The following is a 25,793-nucleotide window of genomic DNA, read 5'->3' as shown; positions in this document are numbered from 1 at the left end:
AGTTTTGCGTAAATCCTGCTATAGAACCTGCCAAAAACCCATTTGACATCTTTTCGCGATCGCGAAAAGCAGGCGATCTCAAGTTATCGGTAGGTTGTCGCCCACATCCTCGGTCATGAATTCTTCTTCCTTGTCTAGTAGACCATTTTCGTTAGCATCATAGCCCAGACGGAGAGGTTTACCGTTGCCATCCCAGCTACTGTAGTCAATCAACAAGGTTTCGTTATCTGCCAAGGTGATGCCATCATCCGCCGAGTCAAATATCTCAATGCTTTCGTCTCCAATTCGCTCCATTGCGAGGCTGAAAATCGTATCGCCTGTCGGTGATGACGTAACGACTCGCATCCGCACTAAACGCGCCTCGGCATCAATATCGAGCACCACTGCATCATTCGGTTCTAGCTCAAAATCATTGAGGAAAAAACTGAAATCCGCCTCGGGCGTTTCAAACCCCAAGAATAGCTCCGGAACTTTCCCCGTCTGCGTGTTGTAGACAATTGCCGAATCGTTGGGAACAATGAAAACGTTATCGGTTTGCCCGGGTTCCAAATCTAAGCCATCGACCTCAAACACATAGCCAGAACCGATGTAGCTGATAAACTCCGAGTCTGTGGGTTGGCTGGGTGCTGTGAGATCCAAGCTCACAAACCCATCATTGGAGAAAGTGTAGTAATTCTGGGCTGGGTTCTCCCAGGAGCGGAGACTACTGGGGAAATTCGCCATGATCGTGGGCGCGTTGGGAAAAATCTTATTACTTTCATTCCCTTTTGTTCCCACAGCCCCCTGATAGGACGTATACGAGCTATCGACTTTTGCCATGAAGTTAGGTACTACTTTTATGTCTCCCGTAATGAGGTTTTCGGGCTTTATGTCCGAGATGTTGGTTGGTTGGGTGGTCGTTGGGAGCGTGAGGTCGATGTCGGGCAGTAGTTGGGGGATCGTTGTAGAAGCTCGAAGACTGCGGTTAGCGTCCGATGCAGCCGCAGCGGAGAACACCCAAGGTTGCGTTCCCAGACGAGGATCGATCGGCTCAAACCCCAGAGTTTGGCTCCCAGCATCGCCGCGATAGTCATCCTCCGTGAGGGTGGCATCGGGGGAATAAAACCAGGTATTCGCCGCTGTATCGATGATAATTTCCCGATTTTCTTTGGGATAGTTGCCATCGTAAACCTCGATCGATACCCGATCGTTCGGCAAATCCGTGATGCCAATCGGCGCGACAGAATGTCCTCCCGAACCACCAGGATTGGAGAACCGCAATGTCCCGATCGCCGAGCCTGATGTGTTCAAACTCGTCCGCAATGCTGCTAGAACATCATTAGGGGAAGTTTTGACCGTGGTGTCCCGATCGACCAAACCAGTTGCATACCAATAAGCAATCTCGCGCTGAAGCTTCGTATTCCCTTCCAGATTCAAATCAGCAGCCCGTTCCGCGCCAAAATCTTGGGGACGAATCTTACCCTCGTACATCAACAAACTCAGTGCTGCCAGCCCTTCGCAATGACCATTCTTCATGGTGCTATTCGCCCACTCCATCCACTTTTCGGCGGTTGGAGTCAAGGAAAAACTACCGTCACTACGGACTGGACTCGCCAAGACAGCATCGCCAAACAGTCGGCGCATTTCCACTGGAGTGAGGGTGGCATACTGGGGTGCTGCATCGTAGTTAGCAAAGCTAAACCCGTCTGTGGCGATCGAGAATGCGGATCTTGTGGGATTTGTGGGGGTTAGCCCCGGCGTGGGGACTGATGGAACTCCGGCGCGACCTTCTTGGATACCATATTCGCGGTAATGCTGAAGGGGACTGAGTTTTCCGGGGTTGGCTTCGATCGCCGCTGCCACACCTGGATTCGCCTGCAAGTAGTAGCTAGCATTAAATTTAGAACTGATGTCGCGGGACTCAAACTGACCGAAATTTATGAAATGGGAATAGGCTGTTAATGGGTCAGGCTGTGTTGCGCTAGTTGCGATCGCTGCTGCTACACCGGGATTTTTCTGGAGGTATTCAGTAGTGTTGAATTCAGTAATCGGATCGCGCCCTTCGTACTGACCGTAACGGATAAAATGATCGAGCGCTGTGATCTTGCCTGTCTTCACCGCCTCTGCCACACCTGGATAGGTTGAGAGATAATACTGCGTATCAAACAATGGGCCGGGGTTATAACCTTGCTGGCGACCAACACTCAAAAAGTTAGTCAGTCCACCGATCGCCTGCGCTTTGGCTTCTGGGTAGGTTTTAATGTAATAGGATTCGTCGAACAATGAATTAATTTCTAGCATAACTTGCCGATAGCCTACTTTCGCGATCCGTAAAAGATGTCAAATGGTTTCTATGAAAACTCCAATTACGAAGAGTTTACCCACTCAGGGGTTAGTTTACGGAAATTGTATTGAGAAGCCCCTGGGTGACAGGTAGCACAACTGCTAATATTTAGAACTTCGGGCATTTTAACTCTGGGATGAAGAGCCTTAAAATAGCGAGAGTTAGCTACTCTGTAAGGAATCTCTTCATCTTTCGATTGGAGGCGCGAAAAAGTCCGCAGATAGTTCCATACTAACAAGCGCGGCGGATCTATCAGCAATCGGATTGTTTGTCCGTAGTGTTCGGGATCTTGCAATAGTTGCCGCCAAGTTTCAGTAGGCATGACTTGGGGTGGTAAAGCAATGTGGCAAGTGGCACAGTTGTCTCTGTAAACTTCTTGCCCTAACTGATACCTTTCTGGAACCACATCAACAGTGCCAATGCTTTCTATTTGATTTCCCTGGGCAATTTGTGGAATCTCGGTGACACTTGTAGCCTGTGCCGCCAGCCATCCAATAGAAATACTCCAGAGTAATATCAACATTAGTAACACGAGTGGCGATCGCCTCCCCTGCCGTTGATTTTTTCGCTGCCTTCCACCGTTCATCTTAAATAGCCTATATAACTGGAACAGTCATGCCTTCGCGGGCTAGGAAGCCATTCGGGAAAACTGACTGGAGTGATTCTTCTACACTGTCAAGAAAGTTGTCATCGTGAGAAGGATCGTGGTGAAACATGACGATCCGTTTGACTCCTGCGGCTTTGGCGACTTCTACTCCTACTTCCCAAGTTGAGTGTCCCCAGCCTACTTTCGGAGATTTAAAGTCGTGATATTCGGCGTTAGTGTAGGTAGCATCGTAAATCAGTACGTCGGCATTGCGAGCCAGGTGTAGGACGTTTTCATCTAATCGTTCTGGGTAATGTTCTGTGTCTGTACAATAGACTGCTGTACGTCCCTGCCATGTAACTCGATATCCTACGGCCGTATTGGGGTGATTGAGCAAGGCTGTCTCGATTTTGATGTCGTCGAGTTCGATGATATCGCCTGGGGTGATATCGTAGAATTTCAGGTCTGATGCCATCACCTGTATGGGTACGGGAAAGTTGGGATGGAGCATCTGGTCAGAAAGACGCTGTTTGATTGTAGAACCGTTGGGGGCGATCGCACCGTAAATATGAAAGCAATTCTTAGGAACAAAGGCAGGAACAAAGAAGGGAAATCCTTGGATGTGATCCCAGTGGGTGTGGGTAAAAAACATATGAGCTTCAACTGGCATCTGTCGCAGTAGATTGATACCGAGTACCCGCAAACCTGTACCGCCGTCAAAGATCAGGCGTTTTTCGCCTAAACGCATTTCTACGCAAGATGTATTACCGCCGTAGCGGACTGTTTTGCTGCCGGGGCTGGGTATGCTGCCCCGCACTCCCCAGAATTGGACAAAAAATTCGATCGGCGGCTTGGTTTCGAGCATGGCATTCCCGTCTTTCGGCTGTGTACTCGGTGAGATTGCTTCAGAATCAGGCATCTTTTTTAGCTTGGCAGGGAAGAAGTTTGGACAGGGGATCTTATGATTTTATATTTTAGATTTTAGACTTTAGAGTTGAAAGGGCAGAGGAGCGATCGCTTATCTGCTAGGGTCAAAGATATCAGAGAGTTTGGTAACTCAGGAGCGAAGTTTGTAGATTGAACCTGGGATTTTGTGTCTGAATGCAACAACCTCTCAAGGAAAAGTAGGCAGACGATACACTTAGTTTATCGTATCGCTATCTAGTTGTCTGGTGTTGTGACAGAGTTCATTGAGATTAAGATAGCCTTGAGTTAAGCTTTTTGTCTTCAGAATTTTATAGCATTCGCCAAGGCGGTTAAGACATAAAATTCCATAGAGGCAATTCAGTAGGGGTAATTTAGCAGGGGCAATTCATCAATTGCCCCTACTTGTGCTGTCTCGGTGGTAAAGGAACCGCCGGGACGGCGGCGTTACAAACAATTATGCGATTGCTGTAAGTTTAATGCTGAGGGGTGTTTTTGGAGCGATGATGTGTCTACCTTATTTTTTAGCTGCTTGGACGCATTGCTCTACTAAGGGCATGACTCGATCGACATCTTGCCACCCTAGAATTTCTGTCACCTTTTTTTCCAGGTTCTTGTAGGATCTAAAAAATTCGGCGATTTCGTCTAAGCGGTGAGGTGCTATGTCTTTGAGGGATTTAATGTGAGCGTAGCGGGGGTCTTTGTCGGGTACGCAAAGCAGTTTTTCGTCGCGATCGCCTCCGTCTATCATCTCTAGAAAACCAATGGGACGGGAGGCGATGACGCACCCCGGAAATGTTGGCTGGTCTATTATTACCATTCCATCAAGGGGATCGCCGTCATCTGCGAGGGTATTAGGTATAAACCCGTAGTCGTAAGGATACTGTACTGAGGAAGAAAGTACGCGATCGAGGGCAAAGGCTTGTAAATCTTTATCAAACTCGTACTTGTTTTTGCTACCGGCGGCGATTTCAATCAATACGTTGAGCACTCCGGGTTTCGGTTGGGCCGGAATTAAAGATAAGTCCACAGAAGTTCTCCAAGCTAATTGATAACAGAGGATGCTGTTCCCAAGGGGTGTTTCCCGCAGGGCGGGCGCTTTCTGCCACTGGGTGTCGCATTTGTTCCACATAGCATTTTAGAAGCGATCGGCCCCTGATTGAAAATTTAGTGTCTTCAGGGGGGTGGGGGAGATGGCATGGCTGTTTCATTCTCAAGTTTTAGCTCTGCTAAAATTCTGAATTAAAACATAATATATGCAAGGAAAACACAAAATTTATCCTCTAAATAGATAGGTAAATATTAAAAGCGATTGTTTATATTAGTTATTGAGCGATCGCTTGTATATTTTATCAAACAAGCGATCGCTTTTACTTTTGACAATTTCATGGGAGAATGAAACAGCCCTGCCCTCTCCCTAGTTTCTAGACGATATAAGGAGAATTAATCGCATCGGCGCGACCTATGGCTACCAAGGCTTGATAGATTAGAGCGCAGATTTCAGCACGGTTAATTTCTCGCATGGGTGAGAGTTGATTGCGATTGGGATAGTTGACTACAATCTTACGTTCAGTTGCCGTTGCTACTTCGTCAGTGGCGTAGCTGGGAATTTGAGCGCGATCGCCATATACGCTCACAGCATTTAGATTCCCACCCGTCAACTGTAAACCATTTACCAAAGACACGATCGCCTCAGCGCGAGTTAAATTTTGATTCGGCCGGAATGTCCCATCTGGAAACCCCGCTACAAATCCTCCTTTGTTTGCCTTCTCGATCGCATCCTTACCCCAAAAATCCGCCGCCACATCTTTGAAATTCGTGCCAGCGCGTCTGGGAGTAAGTTCAAAAGCCTTAGCTAACAAGGCTGCATATTGAGCGCGAGTTAAACTATCGTTAGGCTTAAACGTTCCATCTGGAAACCCACTGACAATATTCTTAGCCGCCAATCGTTCTATAAAATCCTTCCCCCAATTTCCGCTAATATCGCTAAACTTTACACCCCCAGGAGTTGGGGTTGGTGTTGGACTTGGCGTTGGTGTTGGTGTTGGACTTGGAGTTGGCGTTGGTGTTGGACTTGGGGTTGGAGTAGCTGTACCGCTAAAATCCACTAAACCCTTAACCCGCGTTGCCGTTAGCTGGTTTCCTACCGAAAGGATCTTAAACGAAGTAGCATTTTGCAAGTCAAACTGACCATTATCTAGCCAGATATTACCGCCAGCATCTTGACCAGTACCGATATCTGGCAGTGATTTAACTGTCACCGTCAGACCGTCTTGTACATTCTTCTCAATCCGGTTTTTACGCAAAATCGGTCGCGAATCGCCAGAAAGGACAATTCCTGAGCGATTTTCCAAAATTTGGTTCTCAGCAATTAAAGGTGCTGCATTATCTTGGATGGCAATACCGTAACCTGTGTTTTGAAACTTGTTGCGGCGAATTTCCCCTTTAGCGCTACCTGCCATTGCCAAACCGTTACCGACATTTTCGATAAACACGCTATCGAAAATTGCTGGTTTAGCGCTACCAGTGGCAAACACTCCCTCCCGCTTGGATTTGGAGAGAGTGCAGTTAGCGACTGTGGCGGCTACTGATTCTATCCAAACTCCCGTACCTCTGGTGTCGCCATTGGTGACAGTTGCACCGCGCAGTTCCGCACCTTCTGCCAGTAAGACTGTAACGTTTTGACCCGCTGCGGTGGGACTGACAAATTTGCCGCTACCTTGAATCAGAACGGTGCTGCCTTTGTTAGTTTCGCTGCCTATGACTTTCACTCCGGCAGGAATTTGTAAGGGGAAGGCTTCGCCGGAAGCAGCGCTGTAAGTTCCCGCCGCTAGCTGAATTATGGTTCCCGATGGAGCTTGCTGTAGAGCGCGGCTGACGGTTTTGAATGGGGCCGATTGGCTGCCGGAGGCTGAATCGCTGCCTGTACCCGGATTGACGTAAAGTGTTGCCATGATTTTGTTTGCTAGAGATTTTTTCTTAAGGCTACGTGCAATCTGAATCTTTTGCAGCCGCTAAGGGTATTACTTTGCACATTGCCTCATTAGTACAGTTTCACTTTGCCTTTGAGGTGAACCGGATTAAGTTCAATTTTAATCCTGGAAGTGCAGTTATAGTTTGTTGGACATCATGTTTGCGATCGCCTCAAAAATTTTTCTTCCAGAATTTACTCAAATCTATATACATATAAATAGTATTTTGTCAATGACGCTTTACAAATGCTTAACACTTCGCTGCAAAAATATATTTTTTTAAGTTGATAGAAAAATTTTTTACCTTTGTGAAGCTTGGGTACGGCACGGTAAATATGGATTTCAGGCTATTTTTTGCAATTTGTCAAACGTCGCCAAGATTATGAAAATCATACCATAGCCTTCAAATGACGTAAAGTGGTAAAATAAATGAGAATAGTGTCAATAAACAGACAATTGTAAAGGTCATGTTTACAAGCAAATGTTTTAATATTTAAAACTGTCTGCTCAAATAAATTAATTTAGTTTATCTGAGATGTCAAAATTAACCTACTTTCTGCGGCAGCGAAGAGTTGTAAGTTGTGATAAATTGAGTTGCTGCATAACTGCGATCGCCAAGCTGCAATCAAATTCTTAATTGGTGAAACCACTGCTTTTATTGCATTTTCTCTCTTTCTTCTTTCCTCTTCTTTCTTCCTTAGTAAGGAAATTTTATTTAGCCATCTTTTTCCAGGCTAAATTCCACGAAAGGCAAGCGCACTTTCCCAGTCCATATATTCTCTATTTGCTTGTTTTCTATAAGTTGGGGCATATTTCTTCCACTCTTGGAATAATTGACTTCAGCTTTGTCGATCTCATTTTCATACTCAAACCGAATTCGATATTTTTTGAGTGGGCGTAAACCAAAGAGTCCACTAAATATCCAATAACTACCATCTCCAAATGGGATCTTCAAGTCAAATATTTCCCCTTTGACTGTCGTAATAAGTGCATCGGTTAAAAAAGTAACAGTTTCTCCAGGCTGTGCCAATAAAAAATCATTATCGAAAAGCTCCCATCGACACCAATCTGACCATCGACCAGTCAACCTGAAAATTTGCTGGTCTATCATTAGTTCTGGAGTAAGCGAACTAAAAAAGCAGAAGTTAAAAGGATTAGATGTATTGTTAGTAATCTGAATTCCTAACTCCACATCGATCATTGTTCCTAGTTGTTCTGCGGGTACCTGCAAAATTCGTTTCGGCATAAAAACTTTAAACTGGACACCATCGACTTCAATGGCATCGTCTTCATTAATTGAGTGGTAATCTTCTTGTATAACATAAGCCATTATTTACGTGACATTCCTAATTTTTGACGATTTCCCGAACCTTGCAGGAAAGATGTAGGCGGTTAGGTCACAGATACAGAGCATAGAATTTAAAGACCTAACAACTTATCTAATTTAATCCTAAGCCACAACTACGGCTTGGGGTCGCAACGAGTTGCAACTTGTGATACATTAGGTGGTTGCAAGGCTACCCACCCAAAGGCTAACATTACTCTACCGTTGGGTTTGTTCAATCCTGAGCCAAAATCCACCCATCCAAAGGACTTATCAGTTCTGACCAATGATTGAAGTAGAACACTTAAGCAAAAACTACGGTTCCACAACCGCGATCGCGGATGTCTCCTTTAAAGTGGAACCGGGAGAAATTATGGGATTTTTGGGGCCCAATGGTGCCGGCAAAACCACAACAATGCGGATTTTATCGGGTTATTTACCCGCTTCTGGAGGTACGGCCCGCATTGCAGGTTACGATGTCCATGAAAACTTAATGGCAGTACGGCAAAAAATTGGCTATTTGCCAGAAACACCGCCGCTATATCCAGATATGACGGTTGAGGGTTTTTTGTACTTTGTTTCCCGAATTAAGTTAGTGCCGGCTGGCGATCGCACTCGTCAAGTAGAATCGGCAATGCAGCGTACCAGTTTAGTAGACAAACGCAAAGTTTTAATCCGTAAACTTTCTAAAGGATTTAGACAACGAGTTGGCATTGCACAGGCGATCGTTCACGACCCACCAGTGATTATTTTAGATGAACCGACTGTTGGTTTAGACCCCCGACAAATCATCGAAGTTAGGAATTTAATTAAAAGCCTTGCAGGTCAGCATACTATTATTTTGTCTACCCACATTTTGCCTGAAGTTAGCATGACTTGCAGCCGCGTAACGATCGTCAATCGCGGTCAAGTTGTGGCGACGGGTAGTCCTGATAACTTGATGGGACAGTTTCAAGAAGGCTACGAATTGGAAGTTGAAGGGGATACGGAGGCTTTTGAGAGGTTAGTACCAAATCTGGAAAATGTGGTGGGTGTGCGATCGCTAGAATTGATGTCAATGGTAGAGTCAGAAAATCGCCGCCGAGTCCGAGTGGCCTGTGAATCAGCAACGGAACCAGGCCGAGAAATTGCCGCTGCGATCGTCTCTTCTGGGTTGGGGTTGTATGAAATGCGCCGCACTCGCGCTACTCTGGAAGATGTGTTTTTAGAGTTGACAAGAGCCGAAAAGAAAGGGGAAGGGGAAGGGGAAGGGGAAGGGGAAGCGATCGATCGGATAAAGGAAGTAGAGCAAGAACAGGAACAGCAAGGGGAACAGCAAGGGGAACAGCAAGGGGAACAGCAAGGGGAAGCGATCGCACAAAAGGAAGAAGAATCAGAGGTAATAACTGAAACTCAAGAGGAAGAAACTTTAAAAAACAATGAACAGTAAAATTTTAGCCGTTAGCAATTTAAACACGGATTTAACTAATTGCACCGTTTTTACAGATTTAAGTTTTAGGTCTTATGCAAAACCATCCGTAACGCCGCCATCTTGGCGGTATTATTACTTCCAAGATGGCGGCGTTACCTCAAGCGTGCATAAATTCTGACTTACTTACCAATTAGCCATCAGCCATTAGCCATTAGCAACTACTATGTTAATAACAATTAGTAATATTATAGCCATCTACCGCAAAGAATTACAGAGTTATTTTGCCTCACCATTAGCTTATGCGATCGCCGCCATCTTCTGGTTCGTGACAGGATTATTTTTAGTCGCAATTCTCCTATCACCAGACGGTTTAATTCCCCAAGTTGCCAGACTAGATCAACAAGGAATTAGCGAAACGATAGACGTTCCCTACGAATTTTTACAAGCCTTCTTAGGACTGATGGGTTCAATATCCCTATTCATCCTACCCATGTTATCAATGGGACTGTATGCAGAAGAACGCAAACGCGGTACATTAGAATTATTAGCAACATCACCCCTCACAAACTGGGCAGTTGCCGTCGGCAAACTGCTAGGAGTATTGACATTTTACACCACAATGCTCATACCATTAATCGCCTGCGAACTCATCGCCCTTAGTGCATCAAGTCCCCCTCTACCTCCCGCAGTATTTTTGTTAGGACACGCCGGATTAATCTTATTAGCAGCCTCAGTTTTATCATTAGGAATGTTTATCTCTTCTCTCACAGAAAGTACAATTTTATCCGCTATACTCACCTTCGCTTTAGTGCTATTCCTGTGGATAATTAAAGTAGCATCTAGCAGTATCAGCGGCCCTGTAGGGAAAGCAATAGGTCATCTTTCTCTGCTAACACATTACACTAATCTTGTCAAGGGAATAGTTGATACAAGCAGTCTAGCAATGTTTGCTACCTACATTTTTTTGGGAGTATTTTTAACCGCTCAATTTATTGATGTCTTGCGTTTCCAACGCTCTTGATTTATTAATAGAAATTACCATCGTTGTACCGCCGCCCTCTGGGCGGTATCATTATTAAGCATTCTTCATTACTTCTTCCCTCTTCCTTCTTCCTTCTTCCTTCTTCCTTCTTCCTTCAACTCATGAAAATCGTTAAAAAGAATTGGAAATACATCTTTTTGCTAGGCCCAGCCTTAATCGTTGCCGGGATTACAGCGGGTTTTGTAGCCGGTAGTTGGGAACCCATACCTTTAGGAATTATTATCGCCGGATTTGTGATAATAGGGTTGTGGTTGCTTTATGCTGCTTATCAACAAAATTTTTGGGGACGGCGATCTACTCAAGTTAGTAGCAACGCGATCGCAGCGACCCTATCTATATTATTAATTCTGGCCCTAATAAATTTTCTGGCCGCACGCTATGCCACTCGTTTAGATGTAACTGAAAGCCAACAATTCACCTTAGCACCCCAGACGCAGCAAGTATTAAGAAATTTGCCGCAACCTGTGAAACTTTGGGTATTTGACCCTACCCAAAATCCCAGAGTCAGAGAATTTTTAGAGAATTATCAAAAAGAATCCAGAGGCAAGTTTACTTTTGAGTTTGTTGACCCGCTAACAGAACCAGGAAAAGCTCAAGAATATGCTATTAACGGCCTTGGAGAATATCAATTAGAATCTGGTTCTAAGCGGCTATTGATTCAAAAAGGTGTAGTAGTTGGCTTTAACCCTAGTCAGATACCGACAGAAGCGAAGCTAACAAATGGCTTAGAAGAGATTTTGAGTACGCGATCGCCAAAAGTTTATTTTCTTCAAGGTAACGGCGAACGTGCAATCCAGGAAGGTCAAGGAGGGCTATTTGAAGCTGAAAAATCCCTTAAAGACAAAAATTATACCACCGCAGTAATCAACCTGAAAGAAAGCATAAATGTCCCCCAAGATGCCGATGCTGTAATAGTTGCAGGCCCACAAAAGGCATTTTCCGAGGAGGAAGTTAAAGCATTAACCGCTTATCTCGATCGCGGCGGTAGTTTGATGCTAATGCTAGACCTCACCCCTAATAATGCAAATACAGGATTAGACAGTTTGCTTAAAGATTGGGGCGTTACCTTAGACAAACGCCTAGCCATAGATCCTTCTGGCGACGGTCAAAGATATGGTCTGGGTGCGACTGTTCCACTAGCCAAGCGTTACGGCGACCATCCTATTACCCAAAGTTTCGGTAGCGCTACTTCATTTTATCCCCTTGCGCGTCCCTTAGAGACAACTGCGGTGACTGGAATTGACCAAAAACCTCTCGTTTGGACAAGCGATCAAAGTTGGGCTGAAAGTGATTTGAGTAACAGCAGATTGGAGTTCGATCCAAAGAGCGATCGGCAAGGGCCGTTATTATTAGGTGTAGCTTTAACTCGTTCTGCGGCTACAACTACCCAAGCAACGCCAACACCATCACCGACAAGTTTTCCAAGTGCATCGCCAACAAGTTCTCCTACTACATCACCAACAAGTTCTCCTACTACATCACCAACAAGTTCTCCAACTACATCACCAACAAGTTCTCCTACTACATCACCGACAAGTTCTCCAACTGTATCACCAACCAGTTCTCCAACTACATCACCGACAAGTTCTCCAACTGTATCACCAACCAGTTCTCCTATTACTCCTTCCCCTTCCCCTTCCCCTTCCCCTTCTTCCACCAAAGAATCTCGTATGGTTGTGTTAGGAAATTCTCAATTTGCTACTAATGGCTGGTTTGAACAACAACTTAACGGAGATGTCTTTATTAACTCAGTTAGTTGGTTAAGTAAGCCAGATCAGAAAACACTTTCTATCAGTCCTAAAAAAGTGACAAATCGCCGCATCAATATGACTCTTGTACAAGCAGCAGTATTAGTTATTACATGGCTAGTCTGGCCTTTAATTGGATTAGCAATTGCCGCGTTTTTATGGTGGCGGCGGCGGTAGGGAGATGGGAGCAGGGGAGCAGAGGAGCGGGGGAGATGGGGAGATGAGGAGGCTTTTTTTTCAATTAGCAATTAGCCATTAGCAATTAGCCATTAGCAATTAGCAATTAACATGAAATTCAAGAATAATACTTTAGCATTGATAGTCATAGCTTTGAGCTTAACAGGGTTTGTTTACTTCTATGAAATTAAAGGAAAACCAGAGAGAGAAGCGGCTAAGGCGAAACAAGAGCAAATCTTTGATTTCAAAACTGAGCAGGTAAAATCTTTTACCTTGACAGTTAAAGAAAAAGTATTGACAATTGAGCGAAACAATGATATAAAAAATCAGAAAAGTAAATGGCAAATAAAAGTACCAGTTCAAAAAGCAGCTAGTCAAGCATCCGTAGACTTCTTGCTGGACAGACTGACAACAGGGAAAAGCGATCGCACCTTTAGTATTCCTGCTGCGACGATCTCGGAATTCGGCCTCGACCAACCCCAAGCTAAAGTTGAGATTAACCTAGACAATAAACAAAGTCATCATTTAATTCTAGGAAAACCAGAATTTAGCAATCGTTTTTTATACGCTCAAGTCGATCCGCCATCGCCGCCACCTCAAAATTTATCTGTTATCCTAGTGCCCATAGACTTTAAAACGGCTGTAGATCGCCCATTACCAGAATGGCAAGAGCAAGACAAACAGGAGACCCCAACTGCAACCCCAACTGCAACCCCAACTCCCAAGGATAACTAATCCAGCTCATCAGAGGCTTATGCACCGTCCCTGCGGAGCAGTAGAAAAATCAAAATCGGAGGTAAAGGAAAACTCTTTACACTGATTTATCGTTACACACCTCCCCTAAAATACAGAAAAGTCTAAACTAAATTGTATTGAACTAGCGTGCATTACCGTCAGGAAAAGCCACTTATGTTTCAGACTGCACTCAACCAAGGTACAACAGTAGCGGAAACTGGATTCGACGTTGAACTCCGCAAAGTGTTCAAAGTGTTTAACGGCGAGACGGCAGTACGAGGAGTTGACCTCGATATCCGTCAGGGAGAGTTTTTCAGTATTCTGGGGCCTTCCGGCTGCGGTAAAACTACGACGCTGCGGTTAATGGCCGGATTTGAGACTCCCTCGGCTGGCGACGTGATGATTCGGGGTCAGTCGATGACCAATACTCCCCCCTACCGCCGCCCAGTAAATACAGTGTTTCAAAGTTATGCTCTATTTGGCCACATGAGCGTATGGGAAAATATCGCTTTTGGCTTGCGAATTAAGCGACAGAGTAAAGCCGAGGTTGAGGAAGGAGTGCGAGAAGCCTTGAGGCTGGTGAAAATGGAATCTTTTGCTAACCGCTTCCCGGCTCAACTTTCAGGAGGTCAGCAGCAGCGGGTAGCTTTAGCAAGGGCCCTCGTAAATCGCCCAGCGGTGTTGTTGTTAGATGAACCCCTAGGTGCTCTAGATTTGAAGTTGCGAAAACAGATGCAGGTAGAATTGTCTAATTTGCATCAAGACTTGGGCTTGACTTTCGTGATGGTAACGCATGACCAAGAAGAGGCAATGAGCCTTTCCGATCGCATCGCCGTGATGCACGAGGGTCGAATCGAACAAATTGGTTCTCCAGAGGAAATTTACGAGTGTCCTCAGACGGCCTTTGTGGCAGATTTTATCGGGGATACGAATTTATTTCCGGGGAGAGTAGAAGCAAGCGATCGCTCAACTCTGACTATTAGGACTAAGAGTAATCTTAAAATAGTGGTACAGCAGTCGGATATGTGGAATGGCGGGACGGGCGAATCAGCAGTGGTAAGCGTGCGCCCTGAGAAAGTATATCTAAATCTTTATCAGCCTGATGTATCGGTAAATTGTTTTGAGGGACGGCTGAAACACACAATGTATATGGGGACTCACGTTCACTACGTAGTCGAGTTGCTTTCTGGCGATCGCATTACAGTCCGTCAGCCAAATACAGGCGGCTCGTTTCCCGATGCTCACACACCCATCTATGCTTATTGGGGAACCACCGATTGCCTTGCTTTAAGCGATCAAAGGTAATCGCCACAGTTAACAATTAACAGTTAACAGTTAACAATTACCAGTTAACAGTTAACAGTTAACAGTTAACAGTTAACAGTTAACAATTACCAATCTTTCAATCTGTGCCTCCGACTAATTTACCCACTTATAGGCTCAACAGCACAAGCTCAACTCGGCGTAAATTCCTACAAACGTCAGCAGCGGCATTGTCAGGATTGACGCTTTCTAGCTGCGGCTGGCGGCTGGCAGACGTGCAATCTGCTCCCATTGTTAAGAGTGCTTCTAACAAACTCTATATCTACACTTGGTCTGGCTACACAGATGAGGCTCTAATCAATCGTTTTGCCGAGAAAACTGGTATCCAAGTAATTGCAGACGTATTCGATTCCAATGAAGGAATGCTAGCTCGAATTCAAGCCGGTGGCGGCGGGGCTTACAGCATCATTTACCCGTCTGACTACATGGTGCTCCAAATGAGCAAACTGGGCTTGCTAACTGAACTCGATCACTCACTTTTAGCAGGTTTAGATCGACTTATAAAGAAATTCCAAAGTCCTGTTTATGACCCCGGAAACCGCTATAGTGTACCTTTTGCATGGGGAACTACTGGGTTAATTTACAACACAGAACAAATTAACGGTAAGATAGAGGATTGGGATTATCTCTGGAATAATCAGAAGAAATTATCTAAGCGAATGACGCTGCTCAACGATCTCCGAGAAGTAATGGGGGTTTCGCTACGGATGCTGGGCTACTCTCTGAATACCACGAATGCTGATGAAATAAAAAAAGCTTATGAAAAATTAGCACAATTAAAACCAGACCTTGCTTCTTTTAATACAGATGCTTGGCGACCTCAGATATTAGCTGGGGATCTAAAGGTGGCAATGTGTTTTTCGTCAGATGCTAATGAGGTGATTCCAGAAAATAATAAATTACAGTATGTTGTACCTAAAAGTGGTTCTTCCCTGTGGACTGACACGCTGGTAATTCCCAAATCTGCTCCCAATCCCGAAGCTGCTTATAAATGGATAAACTTTATGCTGCAAGGGGATATAGCAGCATCTATAATAGAGCGGCTGAGCTTTGCGACTCCTTCGCAAGAAGCTTTTGAGTTGTTACCACCAGAAGTCCGCGAAAATGAGATTTTGTTTCCCTCTGAAGAAACTTTGAAAACGTGCGAAAGCATCGCTCCAGTAGGGAAATTTACTGCAATTTATGATCGATATTGGACTAAACTTACAAGTGAATAGTTAGTGGTTAGTGGTTAGTGGTTAGTGGTTAGTGGTTAGTGGTTAGTTGTTAGTTGTTCGTTGTTAGTTGTTAGTTGTTAGTAAAAAAACACAACACAACAACCAACAGCTAATCATTACAAATCATCAATTACCAATTGCCAATTACCAATTACCAATTACCAATTACCAACTATTAATTACCAATTACCAATTAACCACTAACCACTAACCACTAACCACTAACCACTAACCAATTAACCACTAACCACTAACCACTAACCACTAACCACTAACAATTATGGCTGTATCGACTAAAAATTCTCCGCAATCTGCTTCAGGATTTAAAACTATTGCTGGTCAAATTTGGTCAAAATTAATAGGGCCTTTCACATTGCTAGGCCCTTCTGGCTTATGGTTAGCTCTATTGTTGGTGTTACCAACTCTGGTGATCTTAGAATTAAGTTTAGTACCCAATATTAAACCGGGAGAATTGGTAAATCCTTCTGGGATTGAGAACTATTGTCGGGTTTTTGGCTTTGATAAATGCCAGTTATCTAGATTCTCTTGGACAAACTTAAGAGTAATCGGTAGATCGTTGTCTTTCGCAACTGGTACGACTTTTTTCTGTTTGCTGTTGGGATTTCCAGTTGCTTACTGGATTGCCATCAATGTCTCGAAGCGGTGGCGAAATTTGATTTTGCTAGGCTTTGTGCTGCCGCTGTGGACTTCTTCTCTGCTACGCTCTTATGCCTGGATTACAATACTGCGACCTACGGGTGTTCTCAATACTATACTGACAGTTGTAGGACTCCCCGCTGTGGAGTTGCTTAACCGCAGTCCCGCTGTTTTGATTGGCATGACTTATAGCTATCTGCCCTATATTGTTACAATTCTCTACGCTTCTCTGGAAAAACTAGATAGACGGTTGTTGGAGGCATCTGCTGATTTGGGTGCGAATCCTGTAGAAACTTTCTGGAAAGTTACTGTACCGCAAACAATGCCTGGAATTGCGGCTGGTTCTTTGCTAGTATTTATCAGTTGTTTGGGAGATTTTGTCGATCCAGAGTTGTTGGGGGGTGCTTCTAGCATGACTTCGGCTAGATTGATTTATAATCAATTTTTGGGAGCGACTCAAAATTGGGGTCTTGGCTCTGCGATGAGTATGGTGTTAATTTTTGCTGTAAGTATCGCGATCGCGCTTTTGCTGAAGTATGGCGATCGCAAAGCAATCTAAATCTGTTAACGGTTAACTGTTAACGGTTAACTGTTAACTGTTAACTGTTAGAAATTTAAAATCACTTGATGGGAGAAGCTGTGAGCAATCAAGAGGAGGAATTACCATTAGATATGTTGCACCCCAAACCTAAATTTCGGGTTTCTTGGCAGGTTGTATTTGCAGTTTTGATGTTTTTCTATATGTACCTGCCAATCTTTGTGCTGACTTTTTATAGTTTTAATAAGTCTGCATTTAGTGCGGGTTGGAAAGGATTTACATTAAACTGGTACGTCAAATTATTTAGCGATAGTCGGATTTTAAGTGCTTTGCAAAATAGCTTAATTGTGGCTTTTTGTGCTGTGGGAATTTCGGCAGTTTTTGGTACTCTAATGGCGGTAGGTTTGGCTCGTTACAAGTTTCCAGGTAAGAGTTTGTATCAGGGGGTTTCCTACTTGCCTTTGATTATTCCCGATATCGCGATCGCAGTTGCTACTCTAGTATTTTTAGCCGCAGTGGCTATTCCTCTCAGTTTGTGGACAATTGTAGCGGCTCATGTAGTATTTTGCCTCGCTTATGTTGGGTTAGTTGTCTCTACGAGGTTAGCAGACCTTAATCCCTATTTAGAAGAAGCTGCTCTTGATTTAGGAGCAACTCCTGTGGAAGCTTTTGTCAAAGTTTTGTTGCCGCAATTAATGCCTGGAATTATATCTGGATGCTTGTTGTCTTTTGTGCTCAGTATGGATGACTTTTTGATTGCCAGTTTTACCGCAGGAAGCGGTTCAACAACTCTACCGCTAGAAATTTTTAGCCGGATTCGGACTGGAGTTAAACCTGATATTAATGCTTTGAGTGTAATCTTGATGGTAGTATCGGGAGGCATGGCTCTGATCGCGGAATTTCTGAGGATGCGAAGCGAACAGAGACGAGCCAAGTAAAACAACTGAAACCTTTGCTATAATTCTCTCTGCCTTCTGCCTCCTACGTCCTCCTATAATTTAATTTAAACATGAGAGAGAGATGGTTCTAATTGCCGATCTACCCACTTCTCAGTACGGTGTAAAATATCCGTACTTTGTTTGATGGTGATGCAGACTTCTAGACTCAATTTCAGAGTATTTGGGGAAGGAGATAAACTTCTTAGCGGTGCTATTTCGGTGGGAGAACAGCCTAACATTTCCATATAAAATTTTATAGCCTTCAAGCTAAAAGGTTAGCTTATTTTCGATGGCGATCGCACCTTGCCTCCTTACCGGCGAAGCGCTTTTATCTCCAAATCGCACTTAACCTTCATACTGCCAGACATTTATCCCCTCGATCGAAGGATAACAAGCCCTGAAATCATCTTGCTTGGCTGTCCAACTGGTGGGATGATCTGTAATGCAGCCTCACGGCGATTCCAGAGCAACTGAAACTGTAGAGACGCAAATTAAACAATCTCTACTATCGGACACTCACACACACACTCGGCATATATAAAGACAACTATGGCTGTTGCAACCCAAGTATCACTCGAAACACTCTGCATCAACTCGATCCGCTTTCTAGCCATCGACGCTGTAGAAAAGGCAAAATCTGGCCACCCCGGACTACCGATGGGCGCAGCGCCTATGGCGTTTGTGCTCTGGGATCGCTTTATGCGGTTTAATCCCAAAAATCCTAAGTGGTTCAATCGCGATCGCTTCGTGCTCTCGGCGGGTCATGGCTGTATGCTTCAGTATGCCCTACTGCACTTAACTGGCTACGATAGCGTCACTATTGATGACATTAAGCAATTCCGTCAGTTGGAGTCCAGAACCCCCGGCCACCCAGAAAACTTTATGACTTCTGGGGTGGAAGTCACCACTGGCCCTCTGGGACAAGGAATTTGTAATGGTGTAGGTTTAGCGATCGCAGAAGCTCACTTAGCTGCTAGGTTTAACAAGCCTGATGCCACAATTGTAGATCACTACACCTACGTCATCCTGGGCGATGGCTGTAACATGGAAGGCGTTTCTGGTGAAGCTTGTTCCTTTGCGGGACACCAGGGATTAGGCAAATTGATTGCCCTTTATGACGATAACCACATCTCTATTGATGGTTCTACCGATATCGCCTTTACTGAAGATGTCAGCAAGCGGTTTGAAGCTTACGGCTGGCACGTTCTGCACGTAACTGAAGGTAACACGGATTTAGAAGCAATTGCTAAGGCGATCGCAGAGGCAAAGGCTGTCACCGATAAACCATCGATGATTAAGGTGACAACAACTATCGGTTATGGTTCTCCTAATAAACAGAATACCGCCGATGCTCACGGCGCGGCTTTAGGCACAGACGAAGTGAAACTTACCCGCGATAAATTGGGCTGGGAATACGAACCCTTTGTTATACCTGAAAATGCCTTAAATCACTTCCGCAAAGCAGTCGATCGCGGTGCAGCAGCAGAGGCAGAATGGAATCAAGCTTTAGCTCAATATAAGGCTAAATATCCCGCAGAAGCCGCTGAATTTGAGCGGATGAGTAGCGGTAAATTGCCTGAAGGTTGGCAGAAGGCTTTGCCTGTTTATACCCCCGCTGATAAGGCTTTGGCAACTCGGAAGCATTCAGAAATTACGCTGAATGCGATCGCGAAAGTTATACCAGAATTAATCGGTGGTTCTGCTGACCTTACCCACTCTAACTATACAGAGTTAAAAGGAATCGGTAACTTCCAAAAAGGACATTACGAAAACCGTAACATCCACTTTGGAGTCCGCGAACATGGCATGGGCGCGATTTGTAATGGCATTGTCCTCGACAACTCAGGATTAATCCCTTATTGCGCTACCTTCTTAGTATTTGCTGACTATATGCGGGCAGCAATTCGCCTCTCTGCATTATCGGAAGCTGGCGTGATTTATGTAATGACTCACGACTCCGTTGCATTAGGTGAAGATGGCCCCACTCACCAACCAGTTGAAACAGTTGCTTCTTTGCGGGTAATTCCGAATTTGTTAGTAATTCGTCCTGCTGATGGCAATGAAACATCAGGCGCTTATAAGATCGCAATTGAAAATCGTCATCGTCCAACTTTGATGGCTTTCTCTCGTCAAAACTTGCCTAACTTGGCTGGTGCTTCGATTGAAGGTGTTGCTAAGGGAGCCTACATTTTATCAGATGATGGTGGTACTCCTGACATCATTTTAATCGGTACTGGTGGCGAAACTCACCTCTGCGTAGATGCGGCTGAAAAGTTACGTGCAGCAGGTAAGAAAGTGCGCGTTGTTTCCTTCCCTTGCTGGGAATTATTCGAGGAACAAGATGCTGCTTATCGCGAATCTGTGTTACCAAAAGCTGTGAAGAAGCGCTTAGTAGTTGAAGCTGGCGTTAGCTTCGGTTGGGAGCGTTATTTTGGCTCTGAAGGTGCGATGCTTAGCATTGAACGTTTTGGTGTTTCTGCACCTGGTAATGTGGCCTTGGAGAAGTTTGGTTACACGGTTGATAATGTGGTAGCTAAGGCTAAAGAAGTTCTAGGTTAATTTTAACCGATCGTACCAAATCTGGGTTAAATATTCTCTCGATCGAAGATCCAGCAGTAGTAGCAGCAGCAACAGTAGTTCGGCGGTTGAAACCGCGACTACACAAACGAAGTCCGCCTACGCGGACTAAGAAATAACGGGGATATTTAACTCGGATTTGGTCTAAATTTCTTATGGGGTGGGTATTTTACCTACCCCATTTTTGTTGTGCGATAATGGTAAGAAATCGCCAGGAAAGTAGGTTGGGTGTAATACCAAATCTGGCTTAAATACCTCCTTTATTCTTTAGTCCGCGTAGGCGGACTTTGTTTGTGTAGATGCGATTTCAATCGCCGAACGCTCGAAACTGTTAAAATACAGGCTAATAAGCTGAGCTCAACATTAATATTGGCTGGCGGTGAGGGGAATGGTTTGGGTACCAGGGCAGAGGTTATACGGCGATCGCTATACTATTAAGCACAAGATAGGCGAGGGCGGCTTTGGGGTTACTTACCTAGCGAAGAAGGCGCAAAGCGAGCAGCGGGTTGTCATCAAAACGCTGAAAGATGAATTATTGAGCGCTCCAAATTTTACCCAGTGTCGGGACAACTTCCTGAAAGAGGCGCTAACGCTATCTTTATGCAGACATCCCAATATTGTACAAATAGACAACTATTTCACTGAGGGTAATTTGCCTTGCATTGCGATGGAATATGTGGCAGGGGAAAATTTGTGGAATTGGGTAGAAAAGCGCGGTATTCTGTCGGAAATAGAAGCTTTAAGCTACATCTGTAAAGTGGGAGAAGCACTGATTGTTGTTCACGAAAAAGGTTTGCTGCATCGGGATATTAAGCCACAAAACATTATGGTGCGCGATAATCACGATGCAGTTTTGATTGACTTTGGTTTGGCACGGGGTTTTATTCCAGATCGCACTCAGCAAATCACTTTTGGGCTAACACATGGTTTTGCTCCTCCCGAACAGTACCGCGAAATTGGCAGATTTGGTGACTACACAGATGTTTATGCTCTGGCAGCAACGCTTTATTATATGCTCACAAAGAAACCACCAACTGCTGCATCTTTGAGAGCTTTAAATCATCCTTTAAAGCCGCCGTTTCAGCTCAATCCTAATATTAGCGATGCTGTACAGCGAGCAATTATGAAAGGGATAGAAATGGAGGCAACAAAGCGTCCTCAATCGGTTGAAAAATGGTTGGCTATGCTTCCCCAAGCTTCCCTTCGCAATACAGGAAGGGTTATTCCACCAAAGATTTTTAGCCCGCAGCTACAGCCACAACCTGTAAAATTGATTTCAGCAAAAGGAGTCGATTATAATCAACTCGATCGGCTATTGGCTAGCAGAAAATGGAAAGAGGCGGATGAGGAAACGGGTAAAAAAATGCTGGAAGTAGCAGGGAGAACCAGCGAAAAAAACTGGGAATTTCTGCTACAGAAAGAGGGCGATCGCCGCTGGTTTCCTCTGGAATCGGGCGATGTGGAAATTATAGAAGGCCGCTACCGCGTTGTGGCCTGTTCTATGCTTGCCAATGCGGAGATGGAAGTTCGCATTACTCATCAGCTTACGGATGAAGTACCTTCCCAGCGACGAGTCCAGAAGCGTTCGACTCGGACTAACCCCGAAGGGTTAATGGTTGTCATTCCTTACACTAGCCTTAAACCTGGGATTTGGGAACTATGCTGTTTAGCAAATTTAGAGGCAGATTCAGGGGCAACTAGCCAGCATACGGTTCAGTTGCAAGTTTTGCCAGTCGAGACTTGTAAAGTTTAACATCTAAGCGTTTCGGGCTTTCATTAAGATTTATACAGAGGCTTTCACCACCAACCACGCCAATTCTACAATACTTCGTTACGGCCTGCGGATTCGCCAAAAAACCTCGGTTTCTGGGCCCCAGGAGATATAAATTTTTGCTAAAATGGAGATATACCCACTACAAATACCTATGATCGCAGCACCTCCTGGATGGAAACCCCGCCGCATCCCCAAACAATACATAAAACCCCCAATTTCTCCCGAAGAAAAAGCCAAGCAAAAAGCAGAAAGTCAAGCGCGGTGGCAGCGATGTCGCCCTATTTTTGAACGAGTCCGCGACGAACTGATGCCAACTCACTACAATTGGTATATTGTTATCGACCCGGATAGCGGTGAATACTTTATTGAGAAAGATCAACTCGTTGCTTTTCAAAAGCTACTGGCAAATCCTCCTCAAAAACTTATGGTTGTACGCCGCTTGAATGAAAGCGGAGTTTGTGGCAGCATCTTATGATTCAAGGGAGGTTTGATGAGGATACAAATCAACTATTTTTTGAAATAGGCTTGGTATCTGCTGATGGCGAAGTTATGTTTTTAGACGCGCTACTAGATACAGGTTTTACAGGTTGGTTAGCGATCAATAGCCAGGATTTAGATTTTGGCTGGATGTTTGTAGATGATGAGTATCCCATGAAAACTGCACAGGGAGAAAGTGATTTTAATATTTATATCGGCACTGTACAAATTGATGGCCAAGAATTTAATGTCCCTGTTGTAGCAGGAGACGGTATCCCAGAAGTTCTCATCGGGATGGAGTGGCTGAAAACTAAACGGTTGCTGATAGATTTGCCTGCGGGAGTGCTGAATTTGGGGTAAAGTTGGAACTTAAAAACGCTGAAAGATGAATTATGGGGTAATAAACATTTTGCGGAGTTTTGAGATAGGTTCCTGAAAGATGCAACTGCTTCTGAACTGACTACTTTAGGCAAATATGTTGAAGTTTAACTTAGAAACTAGATTTGTAGTTTGCATTAACAATCAAGAATATCAAGCATCCTTGGAAGTGCGAAAAATCTATCAAATAATACCAGATAATCGCGCTGCGGAACATCAATTTATCCGAGTTATTGATGAATCAGGCGAAGATTATTTGTATCCAGTTGCATATTTTGTACCGATTGAATTGCCGAAAGCTGTAGAAGTCGTATTTGCATAAGAGAAATTAAATATGCTATCTGTAGAAAAATGCCCAATTTGCGGCGGTGAAATGGTGACAAAAGAAGTCGATAAACTTTTACGAGGTGGCAATCATACAGCTATCTTAAAAGTATCCGCTGAAGTTTGCCTAAGCTGTGGAGAACGCTTATATCCCGTGGAAACAGTTAGGAAATTTGCCAAAATTAGACAGAAATTACAGCGGGAAGAAACTCAAGAATTTCAAGCGATGGGGCAATCTTTTCGTGTTGGGTAGATGCTATCTGTCATTGCGAACGAAGTGAAGCAATCGCATTGAGGTATTTCTACCAAAATTAATATTAAGTATACGATTAAAGCGGACGATGGGACTCGAACCCACGACGTTCAGCATGGGAAGCTGACATTCTACCACTGAATTACATCCGCGCTAACTTTTCGATTATTCAATTTTACCTTTTGCCTGAATGGAATGCAAGTAGATTAAAAAATATCATGCTTTCCCTCTAATTTCATGCTGAAAACTTATATTACACTAGATTCCACACTTACAGCGGTTCCCGCTGTAATGTGATACACTAAAATAACAAATAGCAAAAACATTATTTCTAAATGAAACCATTTTCAATCTTATCTACGAAAAAAAATAGTGCTCGCACATCTTGTGGAAAATATATCCATTAGAAAAGTGGCAGCTAAATTCTCTGTTAGTAAAAGTTTAGTCCAAAAACTGGTAAAACAACAACGAGTTGATGGAAATTTACAACCTAAACAACGAGGGAAGCCCCAGTTCAGCCACCTCAAAAATTCTGAAGCAGATTTAAGGATAATGGTAGCAGAAAATCCTGATGCAACTTTACTAGAATTTTGTGAATTATTTGCGGCACATACTGGGAATTGGGTAAGTCGAAGTGCCATATTCTCCAGATTTTAACCCCATTGAATTATGGTGGTCTCAACTTAAGTGTTTTTTACGAAGCTTTTCTCCAACTACAACAGAAATGGTTGATACTATAATTGCAGTTGCACTTAAATTAATGAATCCTCAACATTTAAGAAATTGGTTTGCTAATTGCTGCTACTGTACCTCATAACAGCGGGAACCGCTGTATGGTGGTCTCAACTTAAGTCTTTTTTACGAAGCTTTTCTCCAACTACAACAGAAATGGTTGATACTATAATTGCAGTTGCACTCAAATTAATAAATCCTCAACATTTAAGAAATTGGTTTACTAATTGCTGCTACTGTACCTCATAACAGCGGGAACCGCTGTATAGGGCGTAGGCGTAGCCAGCCGCAGGCATCGCCCCTAAATCCTTTATTAGTTAACCTCTTTTACAGTGACAGCTAACTGTAACCCCAGTTTATCTAGTAAAGCGATCAAAGTATAAATTTCCTCACCCCCACTTTCAGACAACATCCGATCTAGTTTCTCATAAATCAGTTTACCTTCCACCGATAACTTATTCATCTGTAAATAAGCATCCACCACATCTTTAAATCCTGCTCGCAGCAATTCAGGCTCAGGCCCTTCTGACTCCAATTCCAACATAACCTCGATATAGCCAGCAGCACTTTCTGGGGTTTTCAAAGAAGAAATTAAGTATTCATGGTAGCTTCTACTTGTTGGCACTTTGAGTTCTTTCATAATCTCTCCAGTATTTTTTAGCTTGGCTAATATCTTGCTCTTGAGTGCTTTTATCACCGCCACATAGCAACAACACAATTGTTAATCCGATTTGTCCAAAATAAACTCGATAGCCAGGGCCATAATCAATTTTAAGTTCATAAACTCCCTCTCCTACTGACTGATAATCTCCCAGATTGCCAAGCTCAACTCGCCGCAGTCGCTTCTTGATTTTAGATACAGTTTTAGTATCTTGAAGGGAATCAAGCCATCCTTGAAAGGGACTTGTCCCATCGGTTTTTAGGTAGTTATGTAATTCTCGTGGTTGAACTTCCATAATTTTAACATAGGCAATCAGGATTTGAAGATGAGAGGTAGCTGATCGCTACTCTTAGCAAGACTATCTTAGCCTGATTAAAGAAGAGTGTCCCTTACCCGAAATAAGTCCCAGGTTTGTCACTAGCATAGAGGTTATCTATGCCTAGATTACCCAGAATATCAAGCCTAGAAGCAATTCGTGTATTAGAACGTTTAGACTTTTATGAAGCTAGACAAACGGGTAGCCATGTTGTCCTTAAAAAACCTCTCCCAGACGGAGAAATTGTTTGCATTGTACCAATCCACCGCGAATTAAAAATTGGGACACTCAGCGGTGTTCTAAAGCAAGCAAAAGTCACACCTGATGAGTTTATCGCGAATTTATAAATACCAATAACCCAGTTTCTCCGATCCGCGATCGCGCCG

28 protein-coding genes and 1 tRNA gene are annotated in these 25,793 nt (G+C 44.0%); 18 read left to right on the top strand and 11 right to left on the bottom strand.

The window, feature by feature from the left end; translation table 11 throughout:
- Window positions 1-78: 78 nt before the first annotated feature.
- The 5 genes from PY364_RS07780 to PY364_RS07760 form a co-directional block, all read right to left on the bottom strand.
- The gene (locus PY364_RS07780; protein WP_275521670.1) at window positions 79-2,280 is read right to left on the bottom strand and encodes a hypothetical protein; all 2,202 of its coding nucleotides are present in this window, start codon (window positions 2,278-2,280) and stop codon (window positions 79-81) included.
- 65 nt (window positions 2,281-2,345) lie between these two features.
- Window positions 2,346-2,909 (bottom strand): diheme cytochrome C, encoded by a 564-nt coding sequence (locus tag PY364_RS07775; protein ID WP_275521669.1) that lies wholly within the window; start codon window positions 2,907-2,909, stop codon window positions 2,346-2,348.
- Between the two features lie 10 nt (window positions 2,910-2,919).
- A complete protein-coding gene (locus PY364_RS07770; protein ID WP_275521668.1) occupies window positions 2,920-3,828 on the bottom strand; it encodes an MBL fold metallo-hydrolase in 909 nt (302 codons plus the stop codon).
- A 522-nt stretch (window positions 3,829-4,350) separates the two neighbouring features.
- The gene (locus PY364_RS07765; RefSeq protein ID WP_275521690.1) at window positions 4,351-4,863 is read right to left on the bottom strand and encodes an inorganic diphosphatase; all 513 of its coding nucleotides are present in this window, start codon (window positions 4,861-4,863) and stop codon (window positions 4,351-4,353) included.
- A 394-nt stretch (window positions 4,864-5,257) separates the two neighbouring features.
- The gene (locus tag PY364_RS07760; RefSeq protein WP_275521667.1) at window positions 5,258-6,787 is read right to left on the bottom strand and encodes a DUF1565 domain-containing protein; all 1,530 of its coding nucleotides are present in this window, start codon (window positions 6,785-6,787) and stop codon (window positions 5,258-5,260) included.
- A 35-nt stretch (window positions 6,788-6,822) separates the two neighbouring features.
- Here PY364_RS07760 and PY364_RS07755 point away from each other — a divergent pair, with 35 nt between their 5' ends.
- Window positions 6,823-7,023, top strand: a complete 201-nt coding sequence (locus PY364_RS07755) for a hypothetical protein (protein ID WP_275521666.1) — start codon at window positions 6,823-6,825, stop codon at window positions 7,021-7,023.
- 303 nt (window positions 7,024-7,326) lie between these two features.
- Here the strand turns inward: PY364_RS07755 and PY364_RS07750 are convergent, their stop codons facing one another.
- Together PY364_RS07750 and PY364_RS07745 are read right to left on the bottom strand one after the other, a co-directional pair.
- Window positions 7,327-7,455, bottom strand: a complete 129-nt coding sequence (locus tag PY364_RS07750) for a hypothetical protein (RefSeq protein WP_275521665.1) — start codon at window positions 7,453-7,455, stop codon at window positions 7,327-7,329.
- Between the two features lie 65 nt (window positions 7,456-7,520).
- Window positions 7,521-8,135: a hypothetical protein gene (locus PY364_RS07745; RefSeq protein ID WP_275521664.1), complete on the bottom strand. Its 615-nt coding sequence runs from the start codon at window positions 8,133-8,135 to the stop codon at window positions 7,521-7,523.
- A 280-nt stretch (window positions 8,136-8,415) separates the two neighbouring features.
- On the opposite strand from PY364_RS07745, the gene PY364_RS07740 reads away from it, so the two are divergent.
- The 9 genes from PY364_RS07740 (at window position 8,416) to PY364_RS07700 (ending at window position 17,915) form a co-directional block, all read left to right on the top strand.
- Window positions 8,416-9,558: an ABC transporter ATP-binding protein gene (locus PY364_RS07740; RefSeq protein WP_275521663.1), complete on the top strand. Its 1,143-nt coding sequence runs from the start codon at window positions 8,416-8,418 to the stop codon at window positions 9,556-9,558.
- A complete protein-coding gene (locus PY364_RS07735) occupies window positions 9,548-9,718 on the top strand; it encodes a hypothetical protein (protein ID WP_275521662.1) in 171 nt (56 codons plus the stop codon). The genes PY364_RS07740 and PY364_RS07735 overlap by 11 nt, the downstream gene beginning before the upstream one ends.
- Window positions 9,719-9,763: 45 nt before the next feature.
- Window positions 9,764-10,561: an ABC transporter permease gene (locus PY364_RS07730; RefSeq protein WP_275521661.1), complete on the top strand. Its 798-nt coding sequence runs from the start codon at window positions 9,764-9,766 to the stop codon at window positions 10,559-10,561.
- A gap of 122 nt (window positions 10,562-10,683) precedes the next feature.
- The gene (locus tag PY364_RS07725; RefSeq protein ID WP_275521660.1) at window positions 10,684-12,507 is read left to right on the top strand and encodes a Gldg family protein; all 1,824 of its coding nucleotides are present in this window, start codon (window positions 10,684-10,686) and stop codon (window positions 12,505-12,507) included.
- Between the two features lie 111 nt (window positions 12,508-12,618).
- Complete coding sequence (locus PY364_RS07720) at window positions 12,619-13,242, top strand: DUF4340 domain-containing protein (RefSeq protein ID WP_275521659.1); 624 nt, start codon at window positions 12,619-12,621, stop codon at window positions 13,240-13,242.
- A gap of 174 nt (window positions 13,243-13,416) precedes the next feature.
- Window positions 13,417-14,547 carry an ABC transporter ATP-binding protein gene (locus PY364_RS07715; RefSeq protein ID WP_275521658.1) on the top strand — a complete coding sequence of 377 codons (1,131 nt, stop codon included), beginning with the start codon at window positions 13,417-13,419 and terminating at the stop codon, window positions 14,545-14,547.
- Between the two features lie 104 nt (window positions 14,548-14,651).
- A complete protein-coding gene (locus tag PY364_RS07710; RefSeq protein ID WP_275521657.1) occupies window positions 14,652-15,782 on the top strand; it encodes a spermidine/putrescine ABC transporter substrate-binding protein in 1,131 nt (376 codons plus the stop codon).
- A gap of 280 nt (window positions 15,783-16,062) precedes the next feature.
- Complete coding sequence (locus PY364_RS07705) at window positions 16,063-16,998, top strand: ABC transporter permease (protein ID WP_275521656.1); 936 nt, start codon at window positions 16,063-16,065, stop codon at window positions 16,996-16,998.
- 68 nt (window positions 16,999-17,066) lie between these two features.
- Complete coding sequence (locus PY364_RS07700; protein ID WP_275521655.1) at window positions 17,067-17,915, top strand: ABC transporter permease; 849 nt, start codon at window positions 17,067-17,069, stop codon at window positions 17,913-17,915.
- 65 nt (window positions 17,916-17,980) lie between these two features.
- Here the strand turns inward: PY364_RS07700 and PY364_RS07695 are convergent, their stop codons facing one another.
- Window positions 17,981-18,160 (bottom strand): hypothetical protein, encoded by a 180-nt coding sequence (locus PY364_RS07695; RefSeq protein WP_275521654.1) that lies wholly within the window; start codon window positions 18,158-18,160, stop codon window positions 17,981-17,983.
- Between the two features lie 304 nt (window positions 18,161-18,464).
- Between PY364_RS07695 and tkt the strand changes: the two genes are divergently transcribed.
- The 6 genes from tkt (at window position 18,465) to PY364_RS07665 (ending at window position 23,698) form a co-directional block, all read left to right on the top strand.
- Window positions 18,465-20,474, top strand: coding sequence for a transketolase (gene tkt / locus PY364_RS07690; protein WP_275521653.1), 2,010 nt, complete (start codon window positions 18,465-18,467; stop codon window positions 20,472-20,474).
- A gap of 406 nt (window positions 20,475-20,880) precedes the next feature.
- Window positions 20,881-22,245, top strand: a complete 1,365-nt coding sequence (locus PY364_RS07685; protein ID WP_275521652.1) for a protein kinase — start codon at window positions 20,881-20,883, stop codon at window positions 22,243-22,245.
- A 172-nt stretch (window positions 22,246-22,417) separates the two neighbouring features.
- The gene (locus tag PY364_RS07680; RefSeq protein ID WP_275521651.1) at window positions 22,418-22,741 is read left to right on the top strand and encodes a hypothetical protein; all 324 of its coding nucleotides are present in this window, start codon (window positions 22,418-22,420) and stop codon (window positions 22,739-22,741) included.
- Window positions 22,738-23,103 carry an aspartyl protease gene (locus PY364_RS07675; RefSeq protein WP_275521650.1) on the top strand — a complete coding sequence of 122 codons (366 nt, stop codon included), beginning with the start codon at window positions 22,738-22,740 and terminating at the stop codon, window positions 23,101-23,103. The genes PY364_RS07680 and PY364_RS07675 overlap by 4 nt, the downstream gene beginning before the upstream one ends.
- A 115-nt stretch (window positions 23,104-23,218) precedes the next feature.
- Window positions 23,219-23,443, top strand: coding sequence for a hypothetical protein (locus tag PY364_RS07670; protein WP_275521649.1), 225 nt, complete (start codon window positions 23,219-23,221; stop codon window positions 23,441-23,443).
- A gap of 12 nt (window positions 23,444-23,455) precedes the next feature.
- Window positions 23,456-23,698 (top strand): YgiT-type zinc finger protein, encoded by a 243-nt coding sequence (locus PY364_RS07665; protein WP_275521648.1) that lies wholly within the window; start codon window positions 23,456-23,458, stop codon window positions 23,696-23,698.
- Window positions 23,699-23,778: 80 nt separating this feature from the next.
- On the opposite strand, the gene PY364_RS07660 is transcribed toward PY364_RS07665, so the two are convergent.
- Window positions 23,779-23,850: transfer RNA gene (locus tag PY364_RS07660), tRNA-Gly, on the bottom strand.
- Between the two features lie 220 nt (window positions 23,851-24,070).
- Between PY364_RS07660 and PY364_RS07655 the strand changes: the two genes are divergently transcribed.
- On the top strand, window positions 24,071-24,355 hold the full coding sequence (locus PY364_RS07655) for a hypothetical protein (protein WP_275521647.1): 285 nt from the start codon (window positions 24,071-24,073) through the stop codon (window positions 24,353-24,355).
- A gap of 388 nt (window positions 24,356-24,743) precedes the next feature.
- On the opposite strand, the gene PY364_RS07650 is transcribed toward PY364_RS07655, so the two are convergent.
- Window positions 24,744-25,070: a transcriptional regulator gene (locus tag PY364_RS07650; protein ID WP_275521646.1), complete on the bottom strand. Its 327-nt coding sequence runs from the start codon at window positions 25,068-25,070 to the stop codon at window positions 24,744-24,746.
- Entirely contained in the window at window positions 25,042-25,386 is a 345-nt protein-coding gene (locus tag PY364_RS07645) for a type II toxin-antitoxin system RelE/ParE family toxin (protein ID WP_275521645.1), read from the bottom strand. The genes PY364_RS07650 and PY364_RS07645 overlap by 29 nt, the downstream gene beginning before the upstream one ends.
- Window positions 25,387-25,526: 140 nt before the next feature.
- Between PY364_RS07645 and PY364_RS07640 the strand changes: the two genes are divergently transcribed.
- Window positions 25,527-25,754 (top strand): type II toxin-antitoxin system HicA family toxin, encoded by a 228-nt coding sequence (locus PY364_RS07640; RefSeq protein ID WP_275521644.1) that lies wholly within the window; start codon window positions 25,527-25,529, stop codon window positions 25,752-25,754.
- The last annotated feature ends 39 nt before the right edge of the window (window positions 25,755-25,793 follow it).

Source organism: Kamptonema sp. UHCC 0994 (assembly GCF_029167235.1).
Taxonomy (GTDB): domain Bacteria; phylum Cyanobacteriota; class Cyanobacteriia; order Cyanobacteriales; family Microcoleaceae; genus Kamptonema.
Note: the sequence above shows the minus strand (reverse complement) of the source record. Positions and strands in the feature narration are given on the sequence as shown.